The sequence below is a fragment of the Polaribacter marinivivus genome (assembly GCF_042651285.1).
GTDB lineage: Bacteria > Bacteroidota > Bacteroidia > Flavobacteriales > Flavobacteriaceae > Polaribacter > Polaribacter marinivivus.
The window spans coordinates 606,068-627,793 of the sequence record NZ_JBHSCY010000002.1; the positions used below are offsets into that span (position 1 = coordinate 606,068).

20 protein-coding genes and 1 tRNA gene are annotated in these 21,726 nt (G+C 28.1%); 14 read left to right on the top strand and 7 right to left on the bottom strand.

From position 1 onward, the window contains the following. Positions 1-13 precede the first annotated feature (13 nt). Positions 14-763 carry a LytR/AlgR family response regulator transcription factor gene (locus ACFOWD_RS10905; protein WP_298992805.1) on the top strand — a complete coding sequence of 250 codons (750 nt, stop codon included), beginning with the start codon at positions 14-16 and terminating at the stop codon, positions 761-763. Positions 764-823: 60 nt separating this feature from the next. Next, positions 824-1,198, top strand: a complete 375-nt coding sequence (locus tag ACFOWD_RS10910) for a helix-turn-helix domain-containing protein (RefSeq protein ID WP_377410500.1) — start codon at positions 824-826, stop codon at positions 1,196-1,198. Positions 1,199-1,894: 696 nt separating this feature from the next. On the opposite strand, the gene ACFOWD_RS10915 is transcribed toward ACFOWD_RS10910, so the two are convergent. Beyond that, positions 1,895-1,970: transfer RNA gene (locus ACFOWD_RS10915), tRNA-His, on the bottom strand. Positions 1,971-2,024: 54 nt separating this feature from the next. After that, complete coding sequence (bshB1, locus tag ACFOWD_RS10920; RefSeq protein WP_377410502.1) at positions 2,025-2,741, bottom strand: bacillithiol biosynthesis deacetylase BshB1; 717 nt, start codon at positions 2,739-2,741, stop codon at positions 2,025-2,027. Between the two features lie 291 nt (positions 2,742-3,032). On the opposite strand from bshB1, the gene ACFOWD_RS10925 reads away from it, so the two are divergent. Genes ACFOWD_RS10925 through ACFOWD_RS10935 form a run of 3 tightly spaced genes read left to right on the top strand, consistent with a single transcriptional unit; the run spans position 3,033 to position 7,224 of the window. Beyond that, complete coding sequence (locus ACFOWD_RS10925; RefSeq protein ID WP_377410504.1) at positions 3,033-4,862, top strand: SLC13 family permease; 1,830 nt, start codon at positions 3,033-3,035, stop codon at positions 4,860-4,862. A gap of 23 nt (positions 4,863-4,885) precedes the next feature. Next, positions 4,886-6,514, top strand: a complete 1,629-nt coding sequence (gene pckA, locus ACFOWD_RS10930; RefSeq protein ID WP_377410506.1) for a phosphoenolpyruvate carboxykinase (ATP) — start codon at positions 4,886-4,888, stop codon at positions 6,512-6,514. 47 nt (positions 6,515-6,561) lie between these two features. Then, positions 6,562-7,224: a DUF2490 domain-containing protein gene (locus ACFOWD_RS10935; RefSeq protein ID WP_377410508.1), complete on the top strand. Its 663-nt coding sequence runs from the start codon at positions 6,562-6,564 to the stop codon at positions 7,222-7,224. A 2-nt stretch (positions 7,225-7,226) separates the two neighbouring features. Here the strand turns inward: ACFOWD_RS10935 and ACFOWD_RS10940 are convergent, their stop codons facing one another. Next, positions 7,227-8,381, bottom strand: a complete 1,155-nt coding sequence (locus tag ACFOWD_RS10940; RefSeq protein ID WP_377410510.1) for a trans-sulfuration enzyme family protein — start codon at positions 8,379-8,381, stop codon at positions 7,227-7,229. A 75-nt stretch (positions 8,382-8,456) separates the two neighbouring features. On the opposite strand from ACFOWD_RS10940, the gene ACFOWD_RS10945 reads away from it, so the two are divergent. From ACFOWD_RS10945 to ACFOWD_RS10955, 3 genes are read left to right on the top strand one after another with little or no spacing between them, the layout of a single operon-like run. After that, positions 8,457-9,152 (top strand): Rossmann-like and DUF2520 domain-containing protein, encoded by a 696-nt coding sequence (locus ACFOWD_RS10945; protein WP_377410512.1) that lies wholly within the window; start codon positions 8,457-8,459, stop codon positions 9,150-9,152. After that, positions 9,142-9,666, top strand: coding sequence for a KdsC family phosphatase (locus tag ACFOWD_RS10950; RefSeq protein WP_377410514.1), 525 nt, complete (start codon positions 9,142-9,144; stop codon positions 9,664-9,666). The genes ACFOWD_RS10945 and ACFOWD_RS10950 overlap by 11 nt, the downstream gene beginning before the upstream one ends. Positions 9,667-9,681: 15 nt before the next feature. Beyond that, positions 9,682-10,104 carry a DUF2147 domain-containing protein gene (locus ACFOWD_RS10955; RefSeq protein WP_298992780.1) on the top strand — a complete coding sequence of 141 codons (423 nt, stop codon included), beginning with the start codon at positions 9,682-9,684 and terminating at the stop codon, positions 10,102-10,104. A 2-nt stretch (positions 10,105-10,106) separates the two neighbouring features. Here ACFOWD_RS10955 and ACFOWD_RS10960 read toward each other — a convergent pair whose 3' ends face one another. Next, positions 10,107-10,748 carry a protein-L-isoaspartate(D-aspartate) O-methyltransferase gene (locus ACFOWD_RS10960; RefSeq protein WP_377410517.1) on the bottom strand — a complete coding sequence of 214 codons (642 nt, stop codon included), beginning with the start codon at positions 10,746-10,748 and terminating at the stop codon, positions 10,107-10,109. 115 nt (positions 10,749-10,863) lie between these two features. On the opposite strand from ACFOWD_RS10960, the gene ACFOWD_RS10965 reads away from it, so the two are divergent. Genes ACFOWD_RS10965 through ACFOWD_RS10975 form a run of 3 tightly spaced genes read left to right on the top strand, consistent with a single transcriptional unit; the run spans position 10,864 to position 13,373 of the window. Then, positions 10,864-11,823: a Gfo/Idh/MocA family protein gene (locus ACFOWD_RS10965; RefSeq protein ID WP_377410519.1), complete on the top strand. Its 960-nt coding sequence runs from the start codon at positions 10,864-10,866 to the stop codon at positions 11,821-11,823. Positions 11,824-11,842: 19 nt separating this feature from the next. Beyond that, positions 11,843-12,730 carry a 3-hydroxybutyryl-CoA dehydrogenase gene (locus ACFOWD_RS10970; protein WP_377410521.1) on the top strand — a complete coding sequence of 296 codons (888 nt, stop codon included), beginning with the start codon at positions 11,843-11,845 and terminating at the stop codon, positions 12,728-12,730. A 4-nt stretch (positions 12,731-12,734) separates the two neighbouring features. Then, a complete protein-coding gene (locus ACFOWD_RS10975; RefSeq protein WP_377410523.1) occupies positions 12,735-13,373 on the top strand; it encodes an acyloxyacyl hydrolase in 639 nt (212 codons plus the stop codon). Between the two features lie 61 nt (positions 13,374-13,434). On the opposite strand, the gene ACFOWD_RS10980 is transcribed toward ACFOWD_RS10975, so the two are convergent. Beyond that, positions 13,435-13,908, bottom strand: coding sequence for a Dps family protein (locus tag ACFOWD_RS10980; RefSeq protein ID WP_377410525.1), 474 nt, complete (start codon positions 13,906-13,908; stop codon positions 13,435-13,437). Between the two features lie 103 nt (positions 13,909-14,011). On the opposite strand from ACFOWD_RS10980, the gene ACFOWD_RS10985 reads away from it, so the two are divergent. Continuing rightward, positions 14,012-14,953 (top strand): hydrogen peroxide-inducible genes activator, encoded by a 942-nt coding sequence (locus ACFOWD_RS10985; protein ID WP_377410527.1) that lies wholly within the window; start codon positions 14,012-14,014, stop codon positions 14,951-14,953. Positions 14,954-14,983: 30 nt separating this feature from the next. Here the strand turns inward: ACFOWD_RS10985 and ACFOWD_RS10990 are convergent, their stop codons facing one another. Beyond that, positions 14,984-16,603 (bottom strand): ABC-F family ATP-binding cassette domain-containing protein, encoded by a 1,620-nt coding sequence (locus ACFOWD_RS10990; protein WP_377410529.1) that lies wholly within the window; start codon positions 16,601-16,603, stop codon positions 14,984-14,986. 216 nt (positions 16,604-16,819) lie between these two features. Between ACFOWD_RS10990 and ACFOWD_RS10995 the strand changes: the two genes are divergently transcribed. Together ACFOWD_RS10995 and ACFOWD_RS11000 are read left to right on the top strand one after the other, a co-directional pair. Further along, positions 16,820-18,184: a hypothetical protein gene (locus ACFOWD_RS10995; protein ID WP_377410531.1), complete on the top strand. Its 1,365-nt coding sequence runs from the start codon at positions 16,820-16,822 to the stop codon at positions 18,182-18,184. 135 nt (positions 18,185-18,319) lie between these two features. After that, positions 18,320-20,134, top strand: a complete 1,815-nt coding sequence (locus ACFOWD_RS11000) for a DEAD/DEAH box helicase (RefSeq protein WP_298992754.1) — start codon at positions 18,320-18,322, stop codon at positions 20,132-20,134. A gap of 38 nt (positions 20,135-20,172) precedes the next feature. Here the strand turns inward: ACFOWD_RS11000 and ACFOWD_RS11005 are convergent, their stop codons facing one another. Beyond that, complete coding sequence (locus ACFOWD_RS11005) at positions 20,173-21,681, bottom strand: bifunctional metallophosphatase/5'-nucleotidase (RefSeq protein ID WP_377410533.1); 1,509 nt, start codon at positions 21,679-21,681, stop codon at positions 20,173-20,175. Between the last annotated feature and the right edge of the window lie 45 nt (positions 21,682-21,726).

The window sequence follows — 21,726 nt, forward strand, 5'->3', positions numbered from 1 at the left end:
GAAAACATACAATATGGACAAAATAACATCATTTGTAGTAGAAGATAATATAAACGCATTACAAATGTTAATTCAAGATATAAAAAATGAATTAACGGAGTTAGAAATTATAGGTAGTGCTAGTCATATAATAGAAGCTGTAAAGAAATTACAAAAAAAACAACCAGACATCTTATTCTTAGATATTATGTTAGGAGATGGTACTGCTTTTGATATATTAGAAATGATACCAAATTTAAAGTCTAGAGTAATATTTATTACTGCAAGTGATGAATATGCTATTAAAGCTTTTAAGTTTGCTGCTATAGATTATATACTTAAACCCTACTCTATAGAAGATTTAAAAGAATCTGTTAAAAAGGCAAAGAATAGTTTAGCTATAAGAGAAGAACAAATAAACATTTTAAATGATTTAGTTACAACTCCAAATAACATACCTACTAAAATTTCTTTACATACCTCAGAAAAAATAGTAATTGTAGATATAAATAATATTATAAAATGCAAGTCAGATAGTAACTACACAACTTTCTATTTTAAAGATAAAAGCAAAATAATGGTTTCTAAAACGCTTAAGTATTATTCAGATTTATTAAAAGACAATAATTTTATTAGAGTCCATCAAAGTTATTTGATAAATAAAGAATATATTAAAGAGTTTATCAAATCTGATGGGGGTTATCTAGTTTTACAGGACAATACTACTGTACCAGTATCTAGTAGAAAAAAGCCTGAAATAATAAGCATACTCAAGGATATTTAATAAAAAATTAAAAAAAATAATTGTTTGTGGTTTTTTTTTACTACATTTGAAGACCCCAAAATGAAAAAAGTAGATAAAGATAGAGCAGATAGAGTCATAAAAGTGTTTAATGACTCAGGACTTAACCAAAGAAAGTTCGCAGAACTTATTGGTGTTTCTCAACAATTGGTCAGTGCTGTTGTAAATTACACAAAGAAGCCTAACGAAACTATATTACTAGCAATATTAGATAATATTGAAGGAATAGATCCCTTATGGTTATTTACAGGCGTTGGTAAATATAAAGACTCTTATGTTGCTGTTCAAAAAGAAGTACACTCTCCTATAGAAGAACATATAAAAGAATTGGTAAGAGATCAATTTAAAGGATTATCAAAGAAAATACTTCAAAGACTAAATAATATTGAAGAGTTTATAAAAGATTCTGAATACTAAAATATTACAATACATCCCCTTAATACCCCTGAATCAAGGCTACCTTTTATAGGTGGCCTTTTTATTTAAAATATATCAATATATTTTTATTAAAAAATCTATAATACTTATTATAAATTATAGTTAAACATCAATATATTATAATTTGTGGTAATAAATCATAATTTGTAGTATTTATAAAGTAATGTTTATCAGTATATTACAACAAATACAATAAAAATTTGATAATTTTTTATATATATTACTTGTTTTGTGGTAAATAATTACTACATTTGAAGTGTTGTTAAAGACTACATATTGTTAAAACCAACTAAGTTCATTAAAAATATTAGTTATTTAAAAAGGTAAAACTTAATCCCTATAATAGATTTACCTTTTTTAAAACATACTATGCACCCCTAAAATTATGTTGTTTAATCCCTATAAAACAACATAATAGCATAGCTAAGAAGTTCATTGAAAATTAATTTTTTCAGAGTTTATCAAGTATTGGAGAGTGTGTTAATAAAGCTTACCCCTAATTTCTATTAGAAGAAGCATAACAACTTAAATGATTTAAGGATCCCTAACCAGATGTCATAAAAGTAAAGCTCTTCAATATTTGACAACTTCTTATTAAAAAGCCCCTAAAATACCCCTAAAATATCCCTTAACTAAAAAAAGCCTTTTCATATTGAAAAGGCTTTTTTAAATTTTGGGTGGAAGATGGGGCTCGAACCCACGACTTTCGGTACCACAAACCGACGCTCTAACCAACTGAGCTACAACCACCATTTAATTTGTGGGTACAAATATAATTTATTTTTAATTCTACTAAAAGAATTAATTAAAATAATTTATCTAAATTTTTTACAGCAACAAATCTTTCTGAAGTAAAACCTTCTGCATACTCCACTCCTATTATTCTTCCTAAATCTTTTGCTCTATATGTTATACTGTCTAAAAAGTTTTTACTTGTTATAGGTGTTTCTGGCTCATTACTCTTAGGATCAAAGAATTGAGAACTATAAGCTAAAATTGAATCTACTTTCTTTTCAATAAATCCTGTGACATCAACAACAAAATCTGGATTTATATTTTTCCATTGAATGTAATGATACACATTATTGGGCCTCCATTTTTCTTGAAGTTTATCATTAACTTTAGTTTCAATTTTTAACAAACCACTTAAAAAACAAGCATCAGACACTAATTTGCTTCCTTTTCCATGATCTATATGTCTATCATCAATTGCATTGCATAAAACAATTTCTGGCCTATACTTTCGAATCATTTTTATAATAACTAACTGATGTTCTTTATCGTTTTTAAAAAAACCATCAGAAAAACCCAAATTTTCTCTTACAGATACTCCTAAAATTTCAGCAGACTTTTTGGCTTCTTCATCTCTTAAATCAGCAGAGCCTCTTGTGCCTAACTCTCCTCTAGTCAAATCAACTATACCAACTTTTTTACCTAAAGAAATTTCTTTTGCAATTGTTGCTCCACAACCTAATTCTACATCATCTGGATGTGCACCAAAAGCTAAAATATCGAGTTTCATATTTGTAAATTTTTATTATAAATTAAAAAAAATGAGTTTTTATTTATCAAACTAATCAAATAAAGCCAAAAAAATATTTTTTTTAATCATCAAAAATAATCTTTTTTAAAGTAATATTTAGTTATTAGAAATTTCTATTTCGATTTCGTTTTTCAAATTTCTTAAATAATACATACATTTTTAACATATTAATAAAAATCAATCAGTTCTTAATTTTATGATTTCTATCATGAAAATCATTTTATATAGATGGTACATTTACTATATAAATTTTAAGTCATTATGACATTAATGCTAATTATACTTTTTATAACTATTGTTTTATTTGTTTGGGGAAAATACTCTCCTGATGTTGTGGCTTTAGTTTCAATGTTAAGTTTGTTTTTAGTTGGAATATTAACACTAGAAGAAACTCTAAGTGGTTTTAGTAATCCAACAGTAATTATGATAGCTTCTTTATTTATAATTGGAGAAGGTCTTTCACAAACAGGATGGACTGCTTTAGCAGGAAAAAAATTAATAAGTCTTGCAAAAAATAGTGTTCCAAAATTATTAATAATTATTACACTAGGTTCTGGAGTTTTATCTGGTTTTGTAAGCAATACAGGAACTGTTGCTACATTATTACCAGCCACAATTTCATCTGCATGGAGTATTGGAACAATGCCTTCTAAAATATTAATTCCAGTTGCTTTTGGTTCTAATACTGGTGGTCTATTAACTTTAACAGGTACACCCCCAAATATTATTGTAAATAACTCATTAATAGAAGCTGGTTATGATGGTTTTTCTTTTTTTGAATTTGCTTTAATAGGTTTACCCCTTTTAATCATAGCCATTTTATATTTTAGATTTATTGGCTTTAAATTATTACCAAAAAACAAAACAAATAACAAACCCATTAATATAGATTCTACCCTGCATGAATGGATTGAGGCTTATAAAATAGAAAATGATTATTACAGATTAAGAATTAGATCAATTTCTCCTTTAATTAATACAAAAATTAGTGAGTGGGATTTAGAAAATGAATATCAAATAAACATTGTTCGTTTAAAAAGAAGACACCCTAATAGATTAAAAGGTACACAACCTTTTATAGAGCTTCCAGAAAAAGACACAGAACTAAGATATCATGATATTATTACTGTAAAAGGAACTACAGAAAGTATTAATAAACTGATGATTACTTTTAGATTAGGACTTTTACCAAAGGAATCTGCAAAAAGCGAATTAAGACACAATTTAATAAATCAAGAAGTTGGTATGTCTGAAGTTCTGGTAACTCCAAAATCATTTTTAATTGGAAGAAAGATTAAAATCCAAGAATATTTTAAAAGATATGGTGTACAAGTTTTAGCTACTTCTAGAAATAGAAAACCTTTTATAGATGAAGAAATTAGAGTTAATTCTGGAGATAGTTTCATTATTAGAGGTCCTTGGGAAAATATAGAGAAATTAAAAAATAATCATAAAAACGTTGTTGTTGTTGGTAGACCTGAAGAATTACTTAAAGATGTAGATGAATTAACAGGCAAATCTTTTATTGCATTGGCGGCTTTATTAATTATGATTGTTTTACTAGTTGTAAAAGCAGTACCTGGTGCTATAGCAGCTTTAATTTCTGCTGGTATTGTTTTATTTTCTGGTTGTGTTCCTTTTTCAAAAGCGTATAAAAGCATAAGTTTTACTAGTGTTGTTATGATTGCTGCAATGATTCCTATGGGCTTAGCAATTCAAAAAACTGGAGCTGCAGAAATGATTTCTAATTCATTAATTAGTGTTCTAGGTAAAGAAAACCCTATCCTATTAATTGGAGGCATTTTTATTTTAACAACTACTTTTAGTCAGTTTATAAATAATTCTGCAACAGCTGTTTTAATGGCACCTATAGTATTATTAGCTGCAAATAAATTAAATATTTCACCAGAACCAGTATTAATTACTATTGCCATTAGTGCCTCAACTGCTTTTTTAACCCCAATTGGTACAACTACCAATGCAATGGTTATGAGTTCAGGAGGATATAAGTTTATGGATTACTTTAAGGTTGGTTTTCCATTACTAATAATATTTTTAATTACAACCTTACTATTAGTGCCAATAATATGGCCATTTTAATTTAATCATCTAAAACTTTTATTATGGAAATTTTAATCAAAACAAATAAACCAGATTTATCACAATATGGTATTAATAATGCTCAAGTTCATTGGGATTTATCTTCTGAAGAATTACAGAAAATAACTGTTGATAAAAAAATGGGTAAAGAAACTGCAAATGGTACTTTAGCTATTAATACAGGAAAATTTACAGGAAGATCTCCTCAAGATAGATTTTTAGTAAAAGATGAATACACTAAAGATATTGTATGGTGGGGAAAAACAAACAAACCTATTTCTCCAGAAAACTTTGATAAATTACAAAATAATATTGTCGATTTTCTTTCAAATAAAGAGTTATTTGCTAGAGATGGATATGTTTGTGCAGATCCAAAATATAGAACAAATATTAGAACAATAACTCAATATCCTTGGTCTAATATGTTTGTTAATAATATGTTTTTAAGATTAACAGAAGAAGAACATAAAGATTTTAAAGAAGATTGGTTAATTCTTTGTGCTCCTGCATATGTTTGCGATAACCCTAAAGAATATGGAATAAGGCAAGGTAATTTTTCAATCTTAAATTTTACAAAGAAAGTTGCTTTGGTTGGTGGTTCTGCTTATACAGGTGAAATGAAAAAAGGTATTTTCTCTGCTTTAAATTTAATTTTACCTACAGAAAAGAATGTTTTACCTATGCATTGTTCTGCAAATGTAGGTGAAGATGGAGATACTGCGATTTTCTTTGGTTTATCTGGTACTGGTAAAACCACTTTATCTGCAGATCCAAATAGAAAATTAATTGGTGATGATGAACATGGTTGGACTGCAGAAAATAGAATATTTAATTTTGAGGGAGGTTGTTATGCAAAAGTTATCGATTTAACTGAAGAAAAAGAACCAGAAATTTATAGAGCTATTAAACCAGGTGCTATTCTTGAGAATGTAATTTTTAAAGAAAATGGAGAAGTAGATTATTTTGATAGTAGTATAACTCAAAATACTCGTGTAAGTTATCCTATAACTCATATAGACAATATTCAAACAACTTCGTATGCAGACAATCCAAAGAATATTTTCTTTTTAACTTGTGATGCTTTTGGTGTATTGCCTCCAATATCAAAATTAACTTCAGGACAAGCTGCCTATCATTTTATTTCTGGATATACTGCAAAAGTAGCAGGTACAGAAGCTGGAATAACAGAGCCAGTACCTTCATTTTCAGCTTGTTTTGGTGAGCCTTTTATGCCTCTTCATCCTACAAAATATGCTGAAATGCTAAGTACAAAAATGGAAGAAGCAGGTGTAAATGTTTGGCTAATTAACACAGGTTGGTCTGGAGGTCCTTATGGTGTAGGTTCTCGTATTAAATTAAAATACACAAGAGCAATGATTAGTGCTGCATTAGAAGGAAAATTAGAAGATGTAGAATTTGAACAACACCCAATATTTGGTTTATTTATGCCTAAATACTGTCCTGGTGTGCCAACAGAAATGTTAGACCCAATGAATACTTGGTTACAAAAAGGTGCTTATGTTTCTAAAGCGATTCATTTAGCTCACTTTTTTCATCTAAATTTTGAAAAATTTTCAAGTGAAGCTTCTAAGCATATAGTAGAAGGAGGCCCATTAATTGATGAACACCATCATTTAGAAGATCATATTTAATAATAATTAAAGGCTAGATGCAAAAAGTCTAGCCTTTATTTTTGAGAATGAAAAAGATACTTATTCTATACTTTTCTATTTTAGCAACCCCTATTCTTTATAGTCAAACAAAAGCTGAAAAGAATTTTGGAAGCTGGTATACATATCATGGAATCCATAAGGTTTCTAAAAAATGGAGTATTAATTCTGGTTTCCAAGAAAGAAATTATCAAACATTTCAAAATTATAATTTGATTTTGTTTTACACAGGAGTTAATTATAAAATAAATAAAAAATGGACAGCTAATATTGGTTATGGTTACTTAGATATAGATAGAACTTTCGATCCAGATGTAACTCCTAATACAAAAGAACATCGAATTTTTGAACAAATTTTTTACAAAACAAAATATTTTAAAATTCCTTTTTATCATCGATTAAGATTAGAGAATAGAAATCTTTATTCAATGGGGAATTATACTTTAATCAATAGAATTAGATATCGATTAAAAGCTAAAATTCAAATTTATAGATCAATTTATGGAAATGTAAGTAACGAATCTTTTTTTAATTTTAAAGGAGATTTATATCCAGAAAATAGATTTTATTCTGCACTAGGTTATACTTTTTCTAAAAATATTTCTTTAGAAATTGGTTATTTAAATCAATATATTAATAAACAAAGTTTAGATAGATTACAAGTTGGTTTAATCTTAAGAACAGGTATTTAATATTATTTTGCTTTTTTTATGGCTTGTTCAATATCATAAATTAAATCTCCTGACTCTTCAATACCTACAGAAAATCTAATTAATCCGTCTTTTATCCCTCTTTCTAAACGCTCTTCTTCACTAAGAAGTGCATGCGTTGTTTGAGTTGGACTTACAGTTGTACTTTCTAAACCAGCTAAGCTCATAGAAGGTTTTATTAAGTTTAAATGATTTTGAAATTTCATAGCATCAATACCTTCTTTTAATTCAAAAGATAACATAGCTCCATATCCTTTCATTTGTTTTTTAGCCAATTCATATTGTGGGTGACTTTGCAAACCAGGATAATAGACATTATCAATATCATTATTTTTCTCTAGATATTCTGCCATAATTTGTGCATTTTCTGTTTGTGCTTTTACTCTTAGATTCAAAGTTTTTAAACTTCTTTCTAATAACCATACAGTTTGATCACTTAAATTACCTCCAAGGTTAATGGCTGTTTTCCAAATTTGCTCTATATTCTCTTTAGTTGAAGCTACAGCACCTGCAGAAATATCAGAATGACCTCCCATATATTTTGTTGCAGAATGAATAACAATATCAATTCCAAAATCTATAGGGTTTTGATTGATAGGAGATGCAAAAGTATTATCGATCATGGTTAAAATATGGTGCTCTTTTGCTAGTTCAGAGATGGCCTTCATATTGGTAATTCCTAATAAAGGATTAGAAGGTGTTTCTATATAAATAACTTTCGTGTTTTCTTTAATTAACGGTTTAAAATCTTCAATTTTATCACTTTCTGTAAACGAATATTCTATACCATATTTATCAAATTCAGATACAATAAAATTATATGTGCCACCATAAATAACTTGCTGAATAACAACATGATCACCCCTTTTAAGAAAAGCAAACATTGAAGATGATATTGCAGCCATGCCAGAACTAAAAATTAAAGCATCTTCTGTGTTTTCTAGGGCAGCAATTTTTTTGCATAACATTTCTTGATTTGGAGTATTGTAATATCTTGGATAGCGCTTAATATCTACTCCATCAAATGCATAAGAAGTAGACATATACATAGGTGAAACTGCTCCTTTAAACTGTTCGTCTTTAACCTCGCCAACATGAACACAAGTTGTGTTTAATCCAAGTTTATTTTTAGTATTCATTTTATAGAATTTTTGAATTGCTAATTTAACAAAACTTAAAAACATAGTGTCTTTAAAAAATAATATCTTCGTTTTATGATATCAGTTTTACTTATTGGTAAAGGCAATATAGCAACTCACCTTTTTGAGGCCTTTTCTAACCTAAAAGAAATTAAGGTTACCCAAATAAATTCTAGAGAATTAGATAATATACCTAATGCAGATATTACAATAATTGCTGTCTCTGATGATGCTATAGCAGAAGTTTCTAATAAAATTAACAATAATTTTGTGGTACATACTTCAGGAAGTTTTGCAATGACTCATCTTAAAAACAAAACAAGAAAAGGTGTTTTTTATATGCTACAGACTTTTACTAAAAATAAAAAAGTAGACTTTTCTAAAGTTCCTTTTTGTCTGGAGGCTGAAGATAAAAATGATTATCAATTATTAGAAAAATTAGCAAAATTGTTGAGTGAACATAATTATAATATTGATTCAGAACAACGTAAAAGACTACATGTAGCTGCTGTTTTTGTAAACAACTTCACCAATCACATGTATAAGATTGGTAATGATATTTGTAAAGAAAATAATATTCCTTTTAAAATATTAGGTCCATTAATAGACGAAACAGCTTCTAAAATTAAGACGCTTTCCCCAGAAAAAGCACAAACAGGACCAGCAATTAGAAATGATGAAGAAACAATAAAAAATCATTTAAATTTGCTTTCAGAAAATAATAAAGAAATTTATAAACTTTTAACAAAATCTATCCAGAATGGAAATTAGCTATAAGCAAATCTTACATAAAATTAATACATTTATTTTTGATGTTGATGGTGTTTTAACAAACGGAATGTTAACTATTATGCCTGATGGAGAACTAGTTAGACATATGAATGTGAAAGATGGCTATGCTATGAAACTAGCTTTAAACAAAGGATTTAGAGTTTGTATTATTTCAGGTGGTACAAACCAAGCTGTAAAAAGTAGATTAGCTGCTTTGGGTATTGAAGACATTTATTTGGGTGCTCATGACAAGATAAAACAATATCAAGAAATCATTGAAAAGTATAATTTGCAAGCAGATCATATACTATATATGGGTGATGACATTCCTGATTTGCCTGTAATGACAAAAGTTGGTTTGTCTTGCTGTCCAAATGATGCTGTTCCAGAAATACAACAAATTTCTAAATACATATCTAATAAAAAAGGTGGTGAAGGTTGTGTTAGAGATGTTATTGAACAAGTGCTAAAAGTTAATGGAAAATGGAACGATTATTTTGATGCTGAAGCTTAATTTAAAATTTTAAAAATGAAAAAACTGTTTACATTATTATTACTAGTAGTTGCAATGAATGCAAACTCTCAAACTATTTTTGGAAAATGGAACTCTACAAACGATGATACAGGTAAAATTGATTCAGTAGTTGAGATTTATGAGAAAAATGGTAAAGCATTTGCTAAAATTGTAGAAATTAAAGATGAAAACAGACAAAATGCTGTTTGTGAAGAATGCACTGGAAAAAATAAAAATAAACCAATTTTAGGATTAGAAATTTTATCAGGTTTAGAAAAAGATGATGATGAATGGTCAGGAGGAAAAATCTTAGATCCAAGAAATGGAAAGATATACAAGTGTTTTATAAAATTAGAAGAGCCTAATAAATTAAAATTAAGAGGTTATATAGGTTTTTCTCTTTTGGGTAAAACTAAATATTGGACTAGAGCTGAATAATCTTAATTCTTTTCTTCAAGCATTGGTACAAAAGCAAAATCTCCTAATTCGTGTTTTTCGAATTCAGTAACAGATTTACGAATAAACTGTGTCATGATTTGCGTTTTATCTCCAACAGGTATTAATAACATACCTCCTACTTTTAGTTGTGCTAATAAAGGTTTTGGTACATAAGGTGCACCTGCAGTTACAATAATTTTATCAAAAGGAGCTTGTTCTGGTAATCCTTTATAGCCATCACCAAAAATAAATTTCTTAGGATTATAGTTCAGCTTAGGTAAAAAACGAGATGTCTTTTTAAACAATTCACGTTGTCTTTCTATGGTAAAAACTTCTGCTTTTAATAATAATAAAACAGCTGTTTGGTAACCAGAACCTGTACCAATTTCTAAAACCTTATCCCCTTTTTTAACTGCTAATGTCTGAGACTGAAAAGCAACTGTATAAGGCTGAGAAATGGTTTGTTCTGCTGCAATTGGGAATGCTTTATCTTGATAAGCATGAGACTCAAAACTAGAATCAATAAATAAATGTCTAGGAATTTCACGAATAGCATGTAAAACATTTTCATCTGTAATCCCTTTTGCTTTTAATACATTAGCGAGCTGATTTCTAAGACCTTGATGTTTTGCTGTATCCTTCAATTTTATCTAATTTCTAAAATCTAAAAGTAATAATAAATTGAATTAAATTCTTATAAAATTGTATCTTTGTTAGCATTAAATTTCAAAATTTAAATTCTTTTAAAAACAATCATTTATGCTTAAAGTTGGGGTTTTAGGAGCTGGTCATCTAGGAAAAATACATTTAAAATTATTACAACAATCTTCTAAATACCAATTGGTTGGGTTTTATGACCCTTCAGAAGAAAACGCAAAAAAAGTTTCAAAAGAATTTGGGTATACTTCTTATAACTCAATAGACGAATTAATTGATGCTGTAGATGTTGTAGATATTGTAACTCCTACTCTTTCTCATTTTGAGTGTGCAAAAAATGCAATTGTAAAAGGTCGTCATATTTTTATTGAAAAACCAATTGCTAAAACAATTTTAGAAGCTGAAGCTATTAAAACCTTAGCAAGTCAATACCATGTAAAAGGTCAAGTGGGTCATGTAGAGCGTTTTAATCCAGCTTTTACTGCTGTAAAAGATATGATAGACAACCCAATGTTTATAGAAACACATAGGTTAGCAGAATTTAATCCAAGAGGTACAGATGTGCCTGTAGTATTAGATTTAATGATACATGATATAGACATTATTCTTTCAGTAGTAAAATCTAAGGTTAAAAATATACACGCAAGTGGTATTTCTGTAATTTCTGAAACTCCAGATATTGCCAACGCAAGAATAGAATTCGAAAATGGTTGTGTAGCTAATCTAACTTCTAGTAGAATATCTATGAAAAATATGCGTAAAACTCGCTTTTTTCAAAAAGATGCTTACATATCTGTAGATTTATTAGAGAAAAAAGCAGAAGTGGTTAAAATGAAAGATGCACCTGAAAATCCTGGTGATTTTGATATGATTTTACAAAATGATGAAGGCGTAAAAAAACAGATTTATTTTGATAATCCACAAATAACAAATAACAATGCAATTCTAGATGAACTAGAAACTTTTGCAGATGCCATAAATAATGATACAACACCTATTGTAACTTTAAATAATGGTGCAGAAGCACTTAGAATTGCACAGTGGGTAATAGATAGTTTTTAAAAAAAATAAAGATATAAATATGAAGAATATAGCAGTTATTGGAGCTGGAACAATGGGAAATGGAATTGCGCATACTTTTGCTCAATTTAATTATAATGTACAATTAATTGATGTTTCTGAAGAAGCTTTAAAAAGAGGTGTTGCAACGATTACTAAAAATTTAGATAGAATGGTTGCTAAAGAAAAAATTACTGAAGTGACTAAAGAAAAAACACTTAATAACATAACTACTTATACTTCTATAAAAGAAGGCGTAAAATATGCAAGTTTAGTTGTTGAAGCTGCTACAGAAAACAGTGTTTTAAAAGCTAAAATATTTAAAGAGTTAGATGAAGTTTGTCCTGAAGACACCATTTTAGCAACAAATACTTCTTCTATTTCCATTACTCAAATTGCTGCTGAAACTAAAAGAGCAGATAAGGTAATAGGTATGCATTTTATGAACCCTGTACCTATTATGAAATTAGTAGAAATTATTAGGGGTTATAACACTTCTGATGAAGTTACAGACTTTATTGTTGACTTATCTAAGAAAATAAATAAAATACCTGTAGAAGTAAATGATTATCCAGGCTTTGTTGCTAATAGAATTTTAATGCCAATGATTAATGAATCTATAGAAACATTATATAATGGTGTAGCAGGAGTAGCTGAAATAGATACTGTAATGAAATTAGGAATGGCTCATCCAATGGGTCCTTTACAATTAGCAGATTTTATAGGTTTAGATGTTTGTTTATCTATACTAAATGTAATGTATGATGGATTTAAAAACCCTAAATACGCTCCTTGCCCACTTTTAGTTAATATGGTTATGGCTGGTAAATTGGGTGTGAAATCTGGAGAAGGTTTTTATGATTATTCAGAAAGCAGAAAAGCAGAAAACGTAGCTAAAATGTTTGCTTAATTGAATGATAAAAAAAGCTATTCTTTTTTTTACATTTTTCTTTGTTACATATTGTTATAATCAAAACAAAAAAGATTGGAGTTTAAACCCAAAGAAAATTGGGGTTCTTTATAATTATGGGTCTGAAGATAATTTTTTGTTTGATGATAAGGATTACACCTATTCTACAAATACCCTTAAGCTTCAGGCTTTTTACAACTTAGGTACTTGGAGAAATTTTGACTTTGAATTGATTGTGCAACCACAAGTCCAGTTTTTACAACATCAATTATTAAATGAGTTTTATGTTACTCCAGATCAAGAAAATTACAGAGAAAAAATAGCTGAATTTATTCAACCCAAAAACATGAACTTATATGGTATTGAGTTTGGTTTTGCTGGTAAAAAAGAATTATTCAAAAAATTAGATTTACAGGCTTCAATAAGTTTAGGTTTCTCTTATATAGATACAAGAACAGAACGTTTAGCCAAAGGATTTACTTTTATAGAAAACTTCTCTTTAGGTTTTTCTTATCAAATATTTAAAGAATCATTTTTATATATAGGTTCAAATTTTGGACATGTTTCTAATCTAAACTTTCAAAAACCAAATGATGGTTACAATATTTTAGGAATAGAAATTGGGTATTCTTTTAATATATAAAAACAAACCTCACTAACTTAATTAGAGAGGTCTGCTTTTTAATTTAAAATTTGTATCTCTTTTAGTTCCCTAACCAAGAATTCAACATCCAAATTGTTTTTTCTTGTTCAGCTATAAAATCACTCATCATGGAGTTTGTACCTTCATCATCTGCCTTGTCAGATAAATCTAAAATTACTCTTTCAATTTTTAACAATTCAGATAGAGAATTTACAACTAACTCAACACCTTCTACATCATTAGAAATATTTTTACCAACAGGCACTGAAGCTTGAGCAATATAATCAGAAAAAGTGTGTAAGGGCTTACCTTGCAAGGTAAGAATACGTTCTGCAATGTCATCTATTTTAACTTGTGAATCAGTATAAAATTCTTCAAATTTAACATGCAATTCAAAAAAATTATTACCTTTAATATTCCAGTGTAATCCTCTCAAATTTTGATAAAAAATTTGAAAATTAGCTAACAAACCATTTAAATTATCAACTAAATTTGCAGTTTCATTTATGTCTAAGCCTAATATTGTTTTGTTCATTGTATCTTGGTTATTTATATAAGGCAAATATATTAACAAAAAAAAAGCTATAAACTATAATTATTATTGATAGTTTTAATATCTTTATAAAAAATTATTATCAATGACAATCACTCAACTTAAATATGTTTTATCAGTAGCAGAATATCAAAATTTTACTGTTGCAGCAGAACATAGTTTTGTAACTCAGCCAACCTTAAGCATGCAAATTCAAAAATTAGAAGATGAATTAGATGTGCAAATATTTAATCGTTCTAAAAAACCTATAGAGCTTACAGAAGTTGGTAAAAAAATTGTTGAACAAGCTAAAGTTATTGTAGATGAAAGCAATAGAATTATAGATATCGTTCATCAACAAAAAGGATTTATTGGAGGCGAATTTAAACTAGGCATTATCCCAACTATTATGCCTACATTATTGCCTATGTTCTTAAATAATTTTACTAAAAAGTACCCTAAAGTTAAGCTAATCATAGAAGAATTAACTACAGAAGAAATTATTAAAAAATTAACTGATGGTCATATAGATGCTGCAATTGCTGCTACTCCTTTAGAAAATGAAACTATAAAAGAAAGACCTTTATATTATGAACCATTTGTTGGTTTAATACCTCAAAATCATAGATTATACAACAATAAAAAAATAGATGTTGATGAGTTAGAAGTAGATGATATTTTACTTTTAGAAGATGGACATTGTTTTAAAGACAGTGTCATTAACTTATGTAGAGCACATAAAATTGATAACAAAAAAGGGTTTCAATTAGAAAGTGGAAGTTTTGATACTTTAATTAAATTATCTAAAGAAGGCTTAGGAATGACGCTTCTACCCTATTTACATACTTTAGATTTAAATAGTGAAGACAAAAGCTTTTTAAGAGAGTTTAAAACTCCTCCTCCTGCAAGAGAAGTGAGTATAATTTATCATAAATCTCAATTAAAAATGCAATTGATAGAAGCTTTAAAGAAAACTATAGATGGGGTTATAAAAGGGGCTATTGCTTTTTCTGATGTAAAAATCATTAGTCCTATTCAGAAAAAATAAAAAAAAGGAAGCTGAAAAGCTTCCTTTTTTTTATGAATACATTTTAGTTCTTAATTCTTTAATTTTTGGGTCTGATAGATAATCATCGAAAGTAGTATATCTATCTATTACACCTTTTGGAGTTAATTCTATTACTCTGTTTGCAACTGTTTGTGCAAACTCATGATCATGAGTTGTAAACATTACAGTTCCTTTAAAATTAATTAAAGAATTGTTTAATGCTTGTATAGATTCTAAGTCTAAGTGGTTAGTTGGTTCATCTAACAAAAGAATATTTGCTCTTTTCATCATCATTTTAGAGAGCATACAACGTACTTTTTCTCCTCCAGATAATACGTTACTTTTCTTAAGTGCTTCTTCACCTGAAAAAATCATTTTTCCTAAAAATCCTCTTAAAAACACTTCTTCTCGCTCTTCTTCTGTTTGTGCATATTGTCTTAACCAGTCTACCAAATTTAAGCTACCATCTTTAAAATATTCAGAATTATCTAATGGTAAATAAGACTGAGTTGTAGTTACACCCCAACTAAATTTACCTGAATCTGCTTTTTCATTATCTGTAATAATTTGATAGAATGCAGTTACAGCTCTAGAGTTTTTAGAAATAACTGCAACTTTATCTCCTTTTTGTAAGTTAATATCTACATTAGAAAATAATTTTTCTCCTTCAAAAGTTTTGGTTAAACCTTCTACATTTAAAATTTGGTCTCCTGCTTCTCTATCTCTATCAAAAATAATTGCTGGGTAACGTCTACTAGAAGGTTTAATGTCTTCTACATTAAGTTTCTCTATCATTTTTTTACGAGAAGTAGCTTGTTTAGATTTTGCTACGTTTGCAGAAAAACGACGAATAAATTCTTCTAATTCTTTCTTCTTATCTTCTGCCTTTTTGTTTTGTTGAGCTCTTTGTTTTGCTGCTAACTGACTAGATTCGTACCAAAAAGTATAGTTACCAGAAAAGTGGTTTATTTTACCAAAATCTATATCAGAAATATGTGTACACACTGCATCTAAAAAGTGTCTATCATGCGAAACTACAATTACACAATTATCATAATTAGCTAAGAAATTCTCTAACCAACCAATAGTTTCAAAATCTAGGTCGTTAGTAGGCTCATCCATAATTAAAACATCAGGACTACCAAATAAAGCTTGTGCTAATAATACTCTTACTTTTTGTTTACCATCTAAATCTTGCATCATGCTATAATGCAATTCTTCTGTAATACCTAAGTTAGATAGCATTGCTGCTGCATCAGAATCTGCATTCCAACCATTCATCTCTTCAAACTTTACTTGAAGTTCTCCAATCTTTTCTGCGTTTTCATCAGTATAATCTGCATAAAGCGCATCTATTTCTTTCTTAATAGCAAATAACTCTTTGTTACCCATGACTACAGTTTCTAATACAGGAAACTCATCATAAGCATTATGGTTTTGCTCTAAAACAGACATTCTTTTCCCTGGTTCTATAGAAACATGACCAGATGTAGGATCCATTTTTCCAGATAATATTTTTAGAAAAGTAGATTTTCCTGCACCATTTGCACCAATAATCCCATAGCAATTACCAGATTGAAATTTGGTATTTACTTCATCAAACAATACTCTTTTACCAAATTGAACTGATAAATTAGAAACAGATAACATATTACTATTTTTTAATTTTTTGCAAAAGTACTAAATAGAATTGCTTTACAATAATTTATCCCCTTTTTTATAAGTTTTTGCTTTAAAAAGTTGGGTTTTTATTGAGTAATTTTTAACAGCGTATTAACAAGCTTAAGTAGTTGGAATATATATTTTTGTTTGATTAATATCCTATAGTTATATATGTATAAACAATTACGTTTTCTTGTATATATTTTGTTTACAATCTTACTAGTTAGCTGTGGTAAGGGTGACAAAAAAACGACTACTTATTTTGGTGGTAAAATTATTAATCCGAAATCGGATAAAATAATTTTATATGCAAATGAAATAGCAATTGATACTTTTTTACTAGACGAAAACAACAAGTTTTTTGCAGAATTAAAGAATATTAAAGAAGGTCTTTATTACTTTATACATGGTAATGAAAATCAATATATGTATTTAGAGCCAAAAGATAGCTTGCTAATTCGTTTAAATACATGGGATTTTGATGAATCTTTAGTTTTTGCTGGTAAAGGTGCAGATAGAAATAATATTTTAATAGATTGTTTTTTAGAAACCGAAAAAGATGATAAGCTTTTTTATCAATACAATAAATTAAATCCTAAAGCTTTTCAAAGTAAAATAGATTCTATTAAAAAAATTAAATACACTACCCTAGAACAATATTTAGAAAATCACCCTAATGAAACTGAAGGTTTTGAAAAGATATTAAATGTTGCATTAACATATCCTCTTTATGCAAGAATAGAGAAATATCCATTAGTATATTCTAAAAAAACAGATATAAATATTTTTCCAGAATTAGAAAAATCTTTTTATGACCATAGAAAAAACATTGAATTTAATGATAGTTCATTATTTTATTATCCTCCTTACTCTTATTTTATAAGAAATTATTTATACAATAAAACGTATTCATTAGGTCATCCTCCATTAATTAAAGAATATACATCTAAGTTTACAGTAGATTTATTAAATACGATAAACTCAGAGATTTCTTCAGAAACTTCTAGAAATGCATTTTTAAAACAAACAGTAATAAGTCATTTCTATAATAAATCTTCATCTAATATAAATGGAGACACATTTGATCGTTATTTTGAATTGACAACAAATGAAACTGATAAAAAAGAAATTCAAAACTTAATAAACGATACTAAAGCAATAGGTATAAATGACAAGTTTCCTAATTTTAAAATAACTGATTACACCAATAAAGAACACGATATTAAAGATGTAATTAAAAATAAAAATGTTTTATTACTTTTTTGGAATCCTAATAATGTTTCTGAATGGTATATTAAATCAAGAATTGAGTATTTAGCTAATAAATTCCAAAATATTGATTTTATACAAATTAAAATACATGGTGAGTTAGAAAAGAGCATAAAAAATCTTGACATAAAAAATCAATATTACTTAAACTCAAATAGTGAAGCTTTTAAATATTTATCAAGTAAAATGCCAAGATCTATCCTCGTTAATAAAGATGGTATTGTTGCTAATGGTTATGCTTCTATATCTTCTTACAACTTAAATTCTTACTTAAAAAACTTAAATTCTTATAAAAATTAAGATTTTTTAAGTTATCTATTTTATTTACAGTACATTTGCACGATTTTTAATTCGAGATTAACTCATTAAGAATCAAGTCCAATTTTATAATCGGGTTTACAGGTGGGCGTTCTGTGAATCCACAAAAACACAGTAATGTCAACATTTAAAGAACTAGGTTTAAAAGAAACCATAGTTAAAGCATTGACGGATTTAGGTTACGAAAAACCAACCGTTATTCAAGAAAAAGCAGTTCCACAAATTATTTCATCTACAGACGATTTAAAAGCTTTTGCACAAACAGGAACAGGAAAAACAGCAGCTTTTAGTTTACCAATTTTACAATTAGTTGATGCTAATAGTAAAAATACACAAGCTATTATTTTATCTCCAACAAGAGAATTGGCTGTTCAAATAGGAAAAAATATTGAAGAATTTTCTAAATATTTAAAAGGTATTAAAGTTGCTACAGTTTATGGTGGAGCAAATATTGAAGAACAAATGCGAGCTTTAAAAAAAGGAGCCCAAATTGTTGTAGGTACACCAGGAAGAACAGTAGATTTAATTAAAAGAAGAGCCTTAAAGTTAGGTAATGTAGAATGGTTGGTTTTAGATGAAGCAGATGAAATGCTAAATATGGGCTTTAAAGACGAGTTAGATGCTGTCTTAGAAGCAACACCAGAAACAAAGCAAACTTTATTATTTTCTGCAACTTTTCCTCATGAAGTAGAAGCAATTGCCAAAAATTATATGACAAAACCTGTTGAAGTTACTTCAGGTGAAAAGAACCAAGGTTCAGATAATGTAAGTCATGAATATTATTTAGTGACAGAAAGAACTAGATACCCAGCATTAAAAAGAATAGCTGATTTAAATCCAGATATTTATGCGATTATTTTCTGTAGAACTAGAAGAGAAACGCAACAAGTTGCAGACCAATTAATAAAAGATGGTTATAATGCAGATGCTTTACATGGAGATTTATCTCAAGCACAGAGAGATTCTGTTATGGGTAAATTTAGAACCAAAAACATTCAATTATTAGTAGCAACAGATGTTGCTGCTCGTGGATTAGATGTTAACGAATTAACACATGTTATTAATCATAAGTTACCAGACCAAATAGAAAACTACAATCATAGAAGTGGTAGAACTGGTAGAGCAGGTAATACAGGTATTTCTATAGTATTAGTAAATAATAAAGAAAAAGGTAAATTAAGACCAATAGAAAGAATCATAAAGAAAAAGTTTGTTGAAACTAAAGTTCCTTCTGGAAAAGAAATTTGTCAAAATCAATTAATGCATTTAATTGATAAAGTTCAAAATATAGAAGTGAACGAATCTGAGATTAAAGACTTTTTACCTAGTATTTATGAAAAGTTAGAAGGTTTTTCTAGAGAAGAATTAATCCAAAAGTTTGTTTCATTAGAGTTCAATCAATTTTTATCTTATTATGAAAATGCAAAAGATTTAAACGATTTATCTTCAAGAGAAAACTCTAGAGCAAGAGCTACAAGTGATGATATGACTCGTTTCTTTATCAACATTGGTAGAAAGGATAGATTAAACCCTGCTAAATTAATAGGTTTAATTAACGACCAAGAAATTGGTGATAAAATAGAAATTGGCGCAATTGATATTTTAGATACTTTTTCTTTCTTTGAAGTTGATAAAAATTATGAAGAAAAAACATTAGAAGCTTTTGCTGCTAATCAACCAGATTTTGATGGTAGAAGTGTTAATGTAGAAGTTACTAAAAAAGAACGTTCAGGAGGAGGAAGTAGTAGACGTGGAAAAAAACCTTTTGGTAAAAAAGATGGAGGTTTTGGTAGACGTAGAAATAACGAAAACTCATCTAAAGGTTCTGATGATAGAGGAAGAAGAAGATCTGATAATCGTTCTTCTGATAGAAAAAGAAGTTCTAGTGATAGAAAACCTAGTGGTTTTGGTAGAAAACGAAGAGAAAGATAATATACAATAAAAAAGCCTCACTAATTGTGAGGCTTTTTTTATTCTTGAGTTTTTAAATAAGCAACTACTGCCCTTCTTATGTCAAAAGACAACTCTTTTTCTTTAGGCTTAGAAACATTAGTTACAGATTTATCTTTAGAAGATAAAAAAGGTATATCAAATCCTTTTAAAAGATAATCTGAAAATGCAACTGTATAAGTTTTAGTGGTAAGTAAAGGTTTCCCTTTTATATACCAAATATTATTTTTCTTAGTTATATTATGATGATGCAAATAAGCTCCTGTACCTTTTGCTAATTCTCCATAATCTAAAACACGTTTAAACAATCTACCTTTAATATCTGCTTTTAATACTGCACCTCCATAAGGTAAAACCCTAAATATATCTACAGCAGTAATACTACCTTCAAGCTCATCATCAATTCTAATTGAACCACCATTTACAATTGCTGCATCAACTTTATCATTAAAAGAGTAAGACATTGCTGCTGTTATTACTTTACCTAGGTTTGTAGGTTCACTTCTTATAGGTGTATCTCTTCCATCTAGTGGTATTTTTGCATTATAAATAACTTCATTTGGTTGTGGAATAATATCTTTAATCTTAGTTGTTAAAATAGTTTGCCATTTGTCTACAATTTCTCCAACTTTTTGGTCAGCAACAATACTATCAGTTATTTCTTGTAATTTGGAATCTATAGTAGCCTTCTTAGTTTTTTTATCGTATGTAATTCTATGTATATAGGCTGTTTTAGCATTAGCATCTGCTTTAGTGATAATAGAATTACCAACCTTTTCATATTTATTAGTATGCTCATGACCTCCCATAATTAAAGGGATATTTGGTAATAATTTTGCAATTCTTTTATCATTATTTATTTTAACATGAGTTAAGCCAAAAACAACATCTACAGAATCTTTTATGGCAGCATAAGCTGCTCTTGCTTTAACAAACATATTCCCATATTCTACATATTCTTTTGGATTTGATGGTATACAAACACTAATAAAACCAATTTTAATAGTTGTTCCATCTTCATCAATAATTTCTTTTATTAAAGTTCCTTTTAAAGGAATTCTCTTTCCCTCTCTTTCTTTATAAAATGGAATTGATTTACCATTTGTTTTTAACTTAACATTTGATGAAATCCAAGGGAAATTACTCTCATTTAGTCGTTTTTGTAAATCTTGTTGAGATAAATCAAATTCATGATTACCAAAAGCAACTGCATCAAAATTCATGGCATTCATAACTTCTACCATTTGTTTTCCACGAACTCTTTCATCATCAACCTTTAATGTACCAATTAAAGAAGGGTTTAAAAAATCTCCTGCCAAAAACAACATTGTATTTTTGTTTTCTTTTAGCAAGTTTTGATGTAATGTTTCTACTCTAGCCATTCCACCATACTTTCCACCTTGAATGGGTGCTATTTCATAAACATCATTTATTTGTAGAAAAGTAAAGTCAATCTTATCATCATCTTTATTACAAGAAAAAAATATTGCAAATGATAAAATATATAGGATTTTTATTAAAATTTTCATTTAAAATTTAATATTTAATTGTAATTAAATCTTTACAATTTGTAG

What these genes read in the sequence shown, in the direction of transcription:
- bshB1 (WP_377410502.1), bottom strand. Translation starts at nt 2,741, where the DNA reads ATGAAACTCGATATTTTAGCTTTTGGTGCACATCCAGATGATGTAGAA.
- ACFOWD_RS10975 (WP_377410523.1), top strand. Translation starts at nt 12,735, where the DNA reads ATGATAAAAAAAGCTATTCTTTTTTTTACATTTTTCTTTGTTACATAT.
- ACFOWD_RS10905 (WP_298992805.1), top strand. Translation starts at nt 14, where the DNA reads ATGGACAAAATAACATCATTTGTAGTAGAAGATAATATAAACGCATTA.
- ACFOWD_RS10980 (WP_377410525.1), bottom strand. Translation starts at nt 13,908, where the DNA reads ATGAACAAAACAATATTAGGCTTAGACATAAATGAAACTGCAAATTTA.
- ACFOWD_RS10940 (WP_377410510.1), bottom strand. Translation starts at nt 8,381, where the DNA reads ATGAATACTAAAAATAAACTTGGATTAAACACAACTTGTGTTCATGTT.
- ACFOWD_RS10950 (WP_377410514.1), top strand. Translation starts at nt 9,142, where the DNA reads ATGGAAATTAGCTATAAGCAAATCTTACATAAAATTAATACATTTATT.
- ACFOWD_RS10955 (WP_298992780.1), top strand. Translation starts at nt 9,682, where the DNA reads ATGAAAAAACTGTTTACATTATTATTACTAGTAGTTGCAATGAATGCA.
- ACFOWD_RS10990 (WP_377410529.1), bottom strand. Translation starts at nt 16,603, where the DNA reads ATGTTATCTGTTTCTAATTTATCAGTTCAATTTGGTAAAAGAGTATTG.
- ACFOWD_RS10945 (WP_377410512.1), top strand. Translation starts at nt 8,457, where the DNA reads ATGATATCAGTTTTACTTATTGGTAAAGGCAATATAGCAACTCACCTT.
- ACFOWD_RS11005 (WP_377410533.1), bottom strand. Translation starts at nt 21,681, where the DNA reads ATGAAAATTTTAATAAAAATCCTATATATTTTATCATTTGCAATATTT.
- ACFOWD_RS10935 (WP_377410508.1), top strand. Translation starts at nt 6,562, where the DNA reads ATGAAAAAGATACTTATTCTATACTTTTCTATTTTAGCAACCCCTATT.
- pckA (WP_377410506.1), top strand. Translation starts at nt 4,886, where the DNA reads ATGGAAATTTTAATCAAAACAAATAAACCAGATTTATCACAATATGGT.
- ACFOWD_RS10985 (WP_377410527.1), top strand. Translation starts at nt 14,012, where the DNA reads ATGACAATCACTCAACTTAAATATGTTTTATCAGTAGCAGAATATCAA.
- ACFOWD_RS10965 (WP_377410519.1), top strand. Translation starts at nt 10,864, where the DNA reads ATGCTTAAAGTTGGGGTTTTAGGAGCTGGTCATCTAGGAAAAATACAT.
- ACFOWD_RS11000 (WP_298992754.1), top strand. Translation starts at nt 18,320, where the DNA reads ATGTCAACATTTAAAGAACTAGGTTTAAAAGAAACCATAGTTAAAGCA.
- ACFOWD_RS10910 (WP_377410500.1), top strand. Translation starts at nt 824, where the DNA reads ATGAAAAAAGTAGATAAAGATAGAGCAGATAGAGTCATAAAAGTGTTT.
- ACFOWD_RS10925 (WP_377410504.1), top strand. Translation starts at nt 3,033, where the DNA reads ATGCTAATTATACTTTTTATAACTATTGTTTTATTTGTTTGGGGAAAA.
- ACFOWD_RS10970 (WP_377410521.1), top strand. Translation starts at nt 11,843, where the DNA reads ATGAAGAATATAGCAGTTATTGGAGCTGGAACAATGGGAAATGGAATT.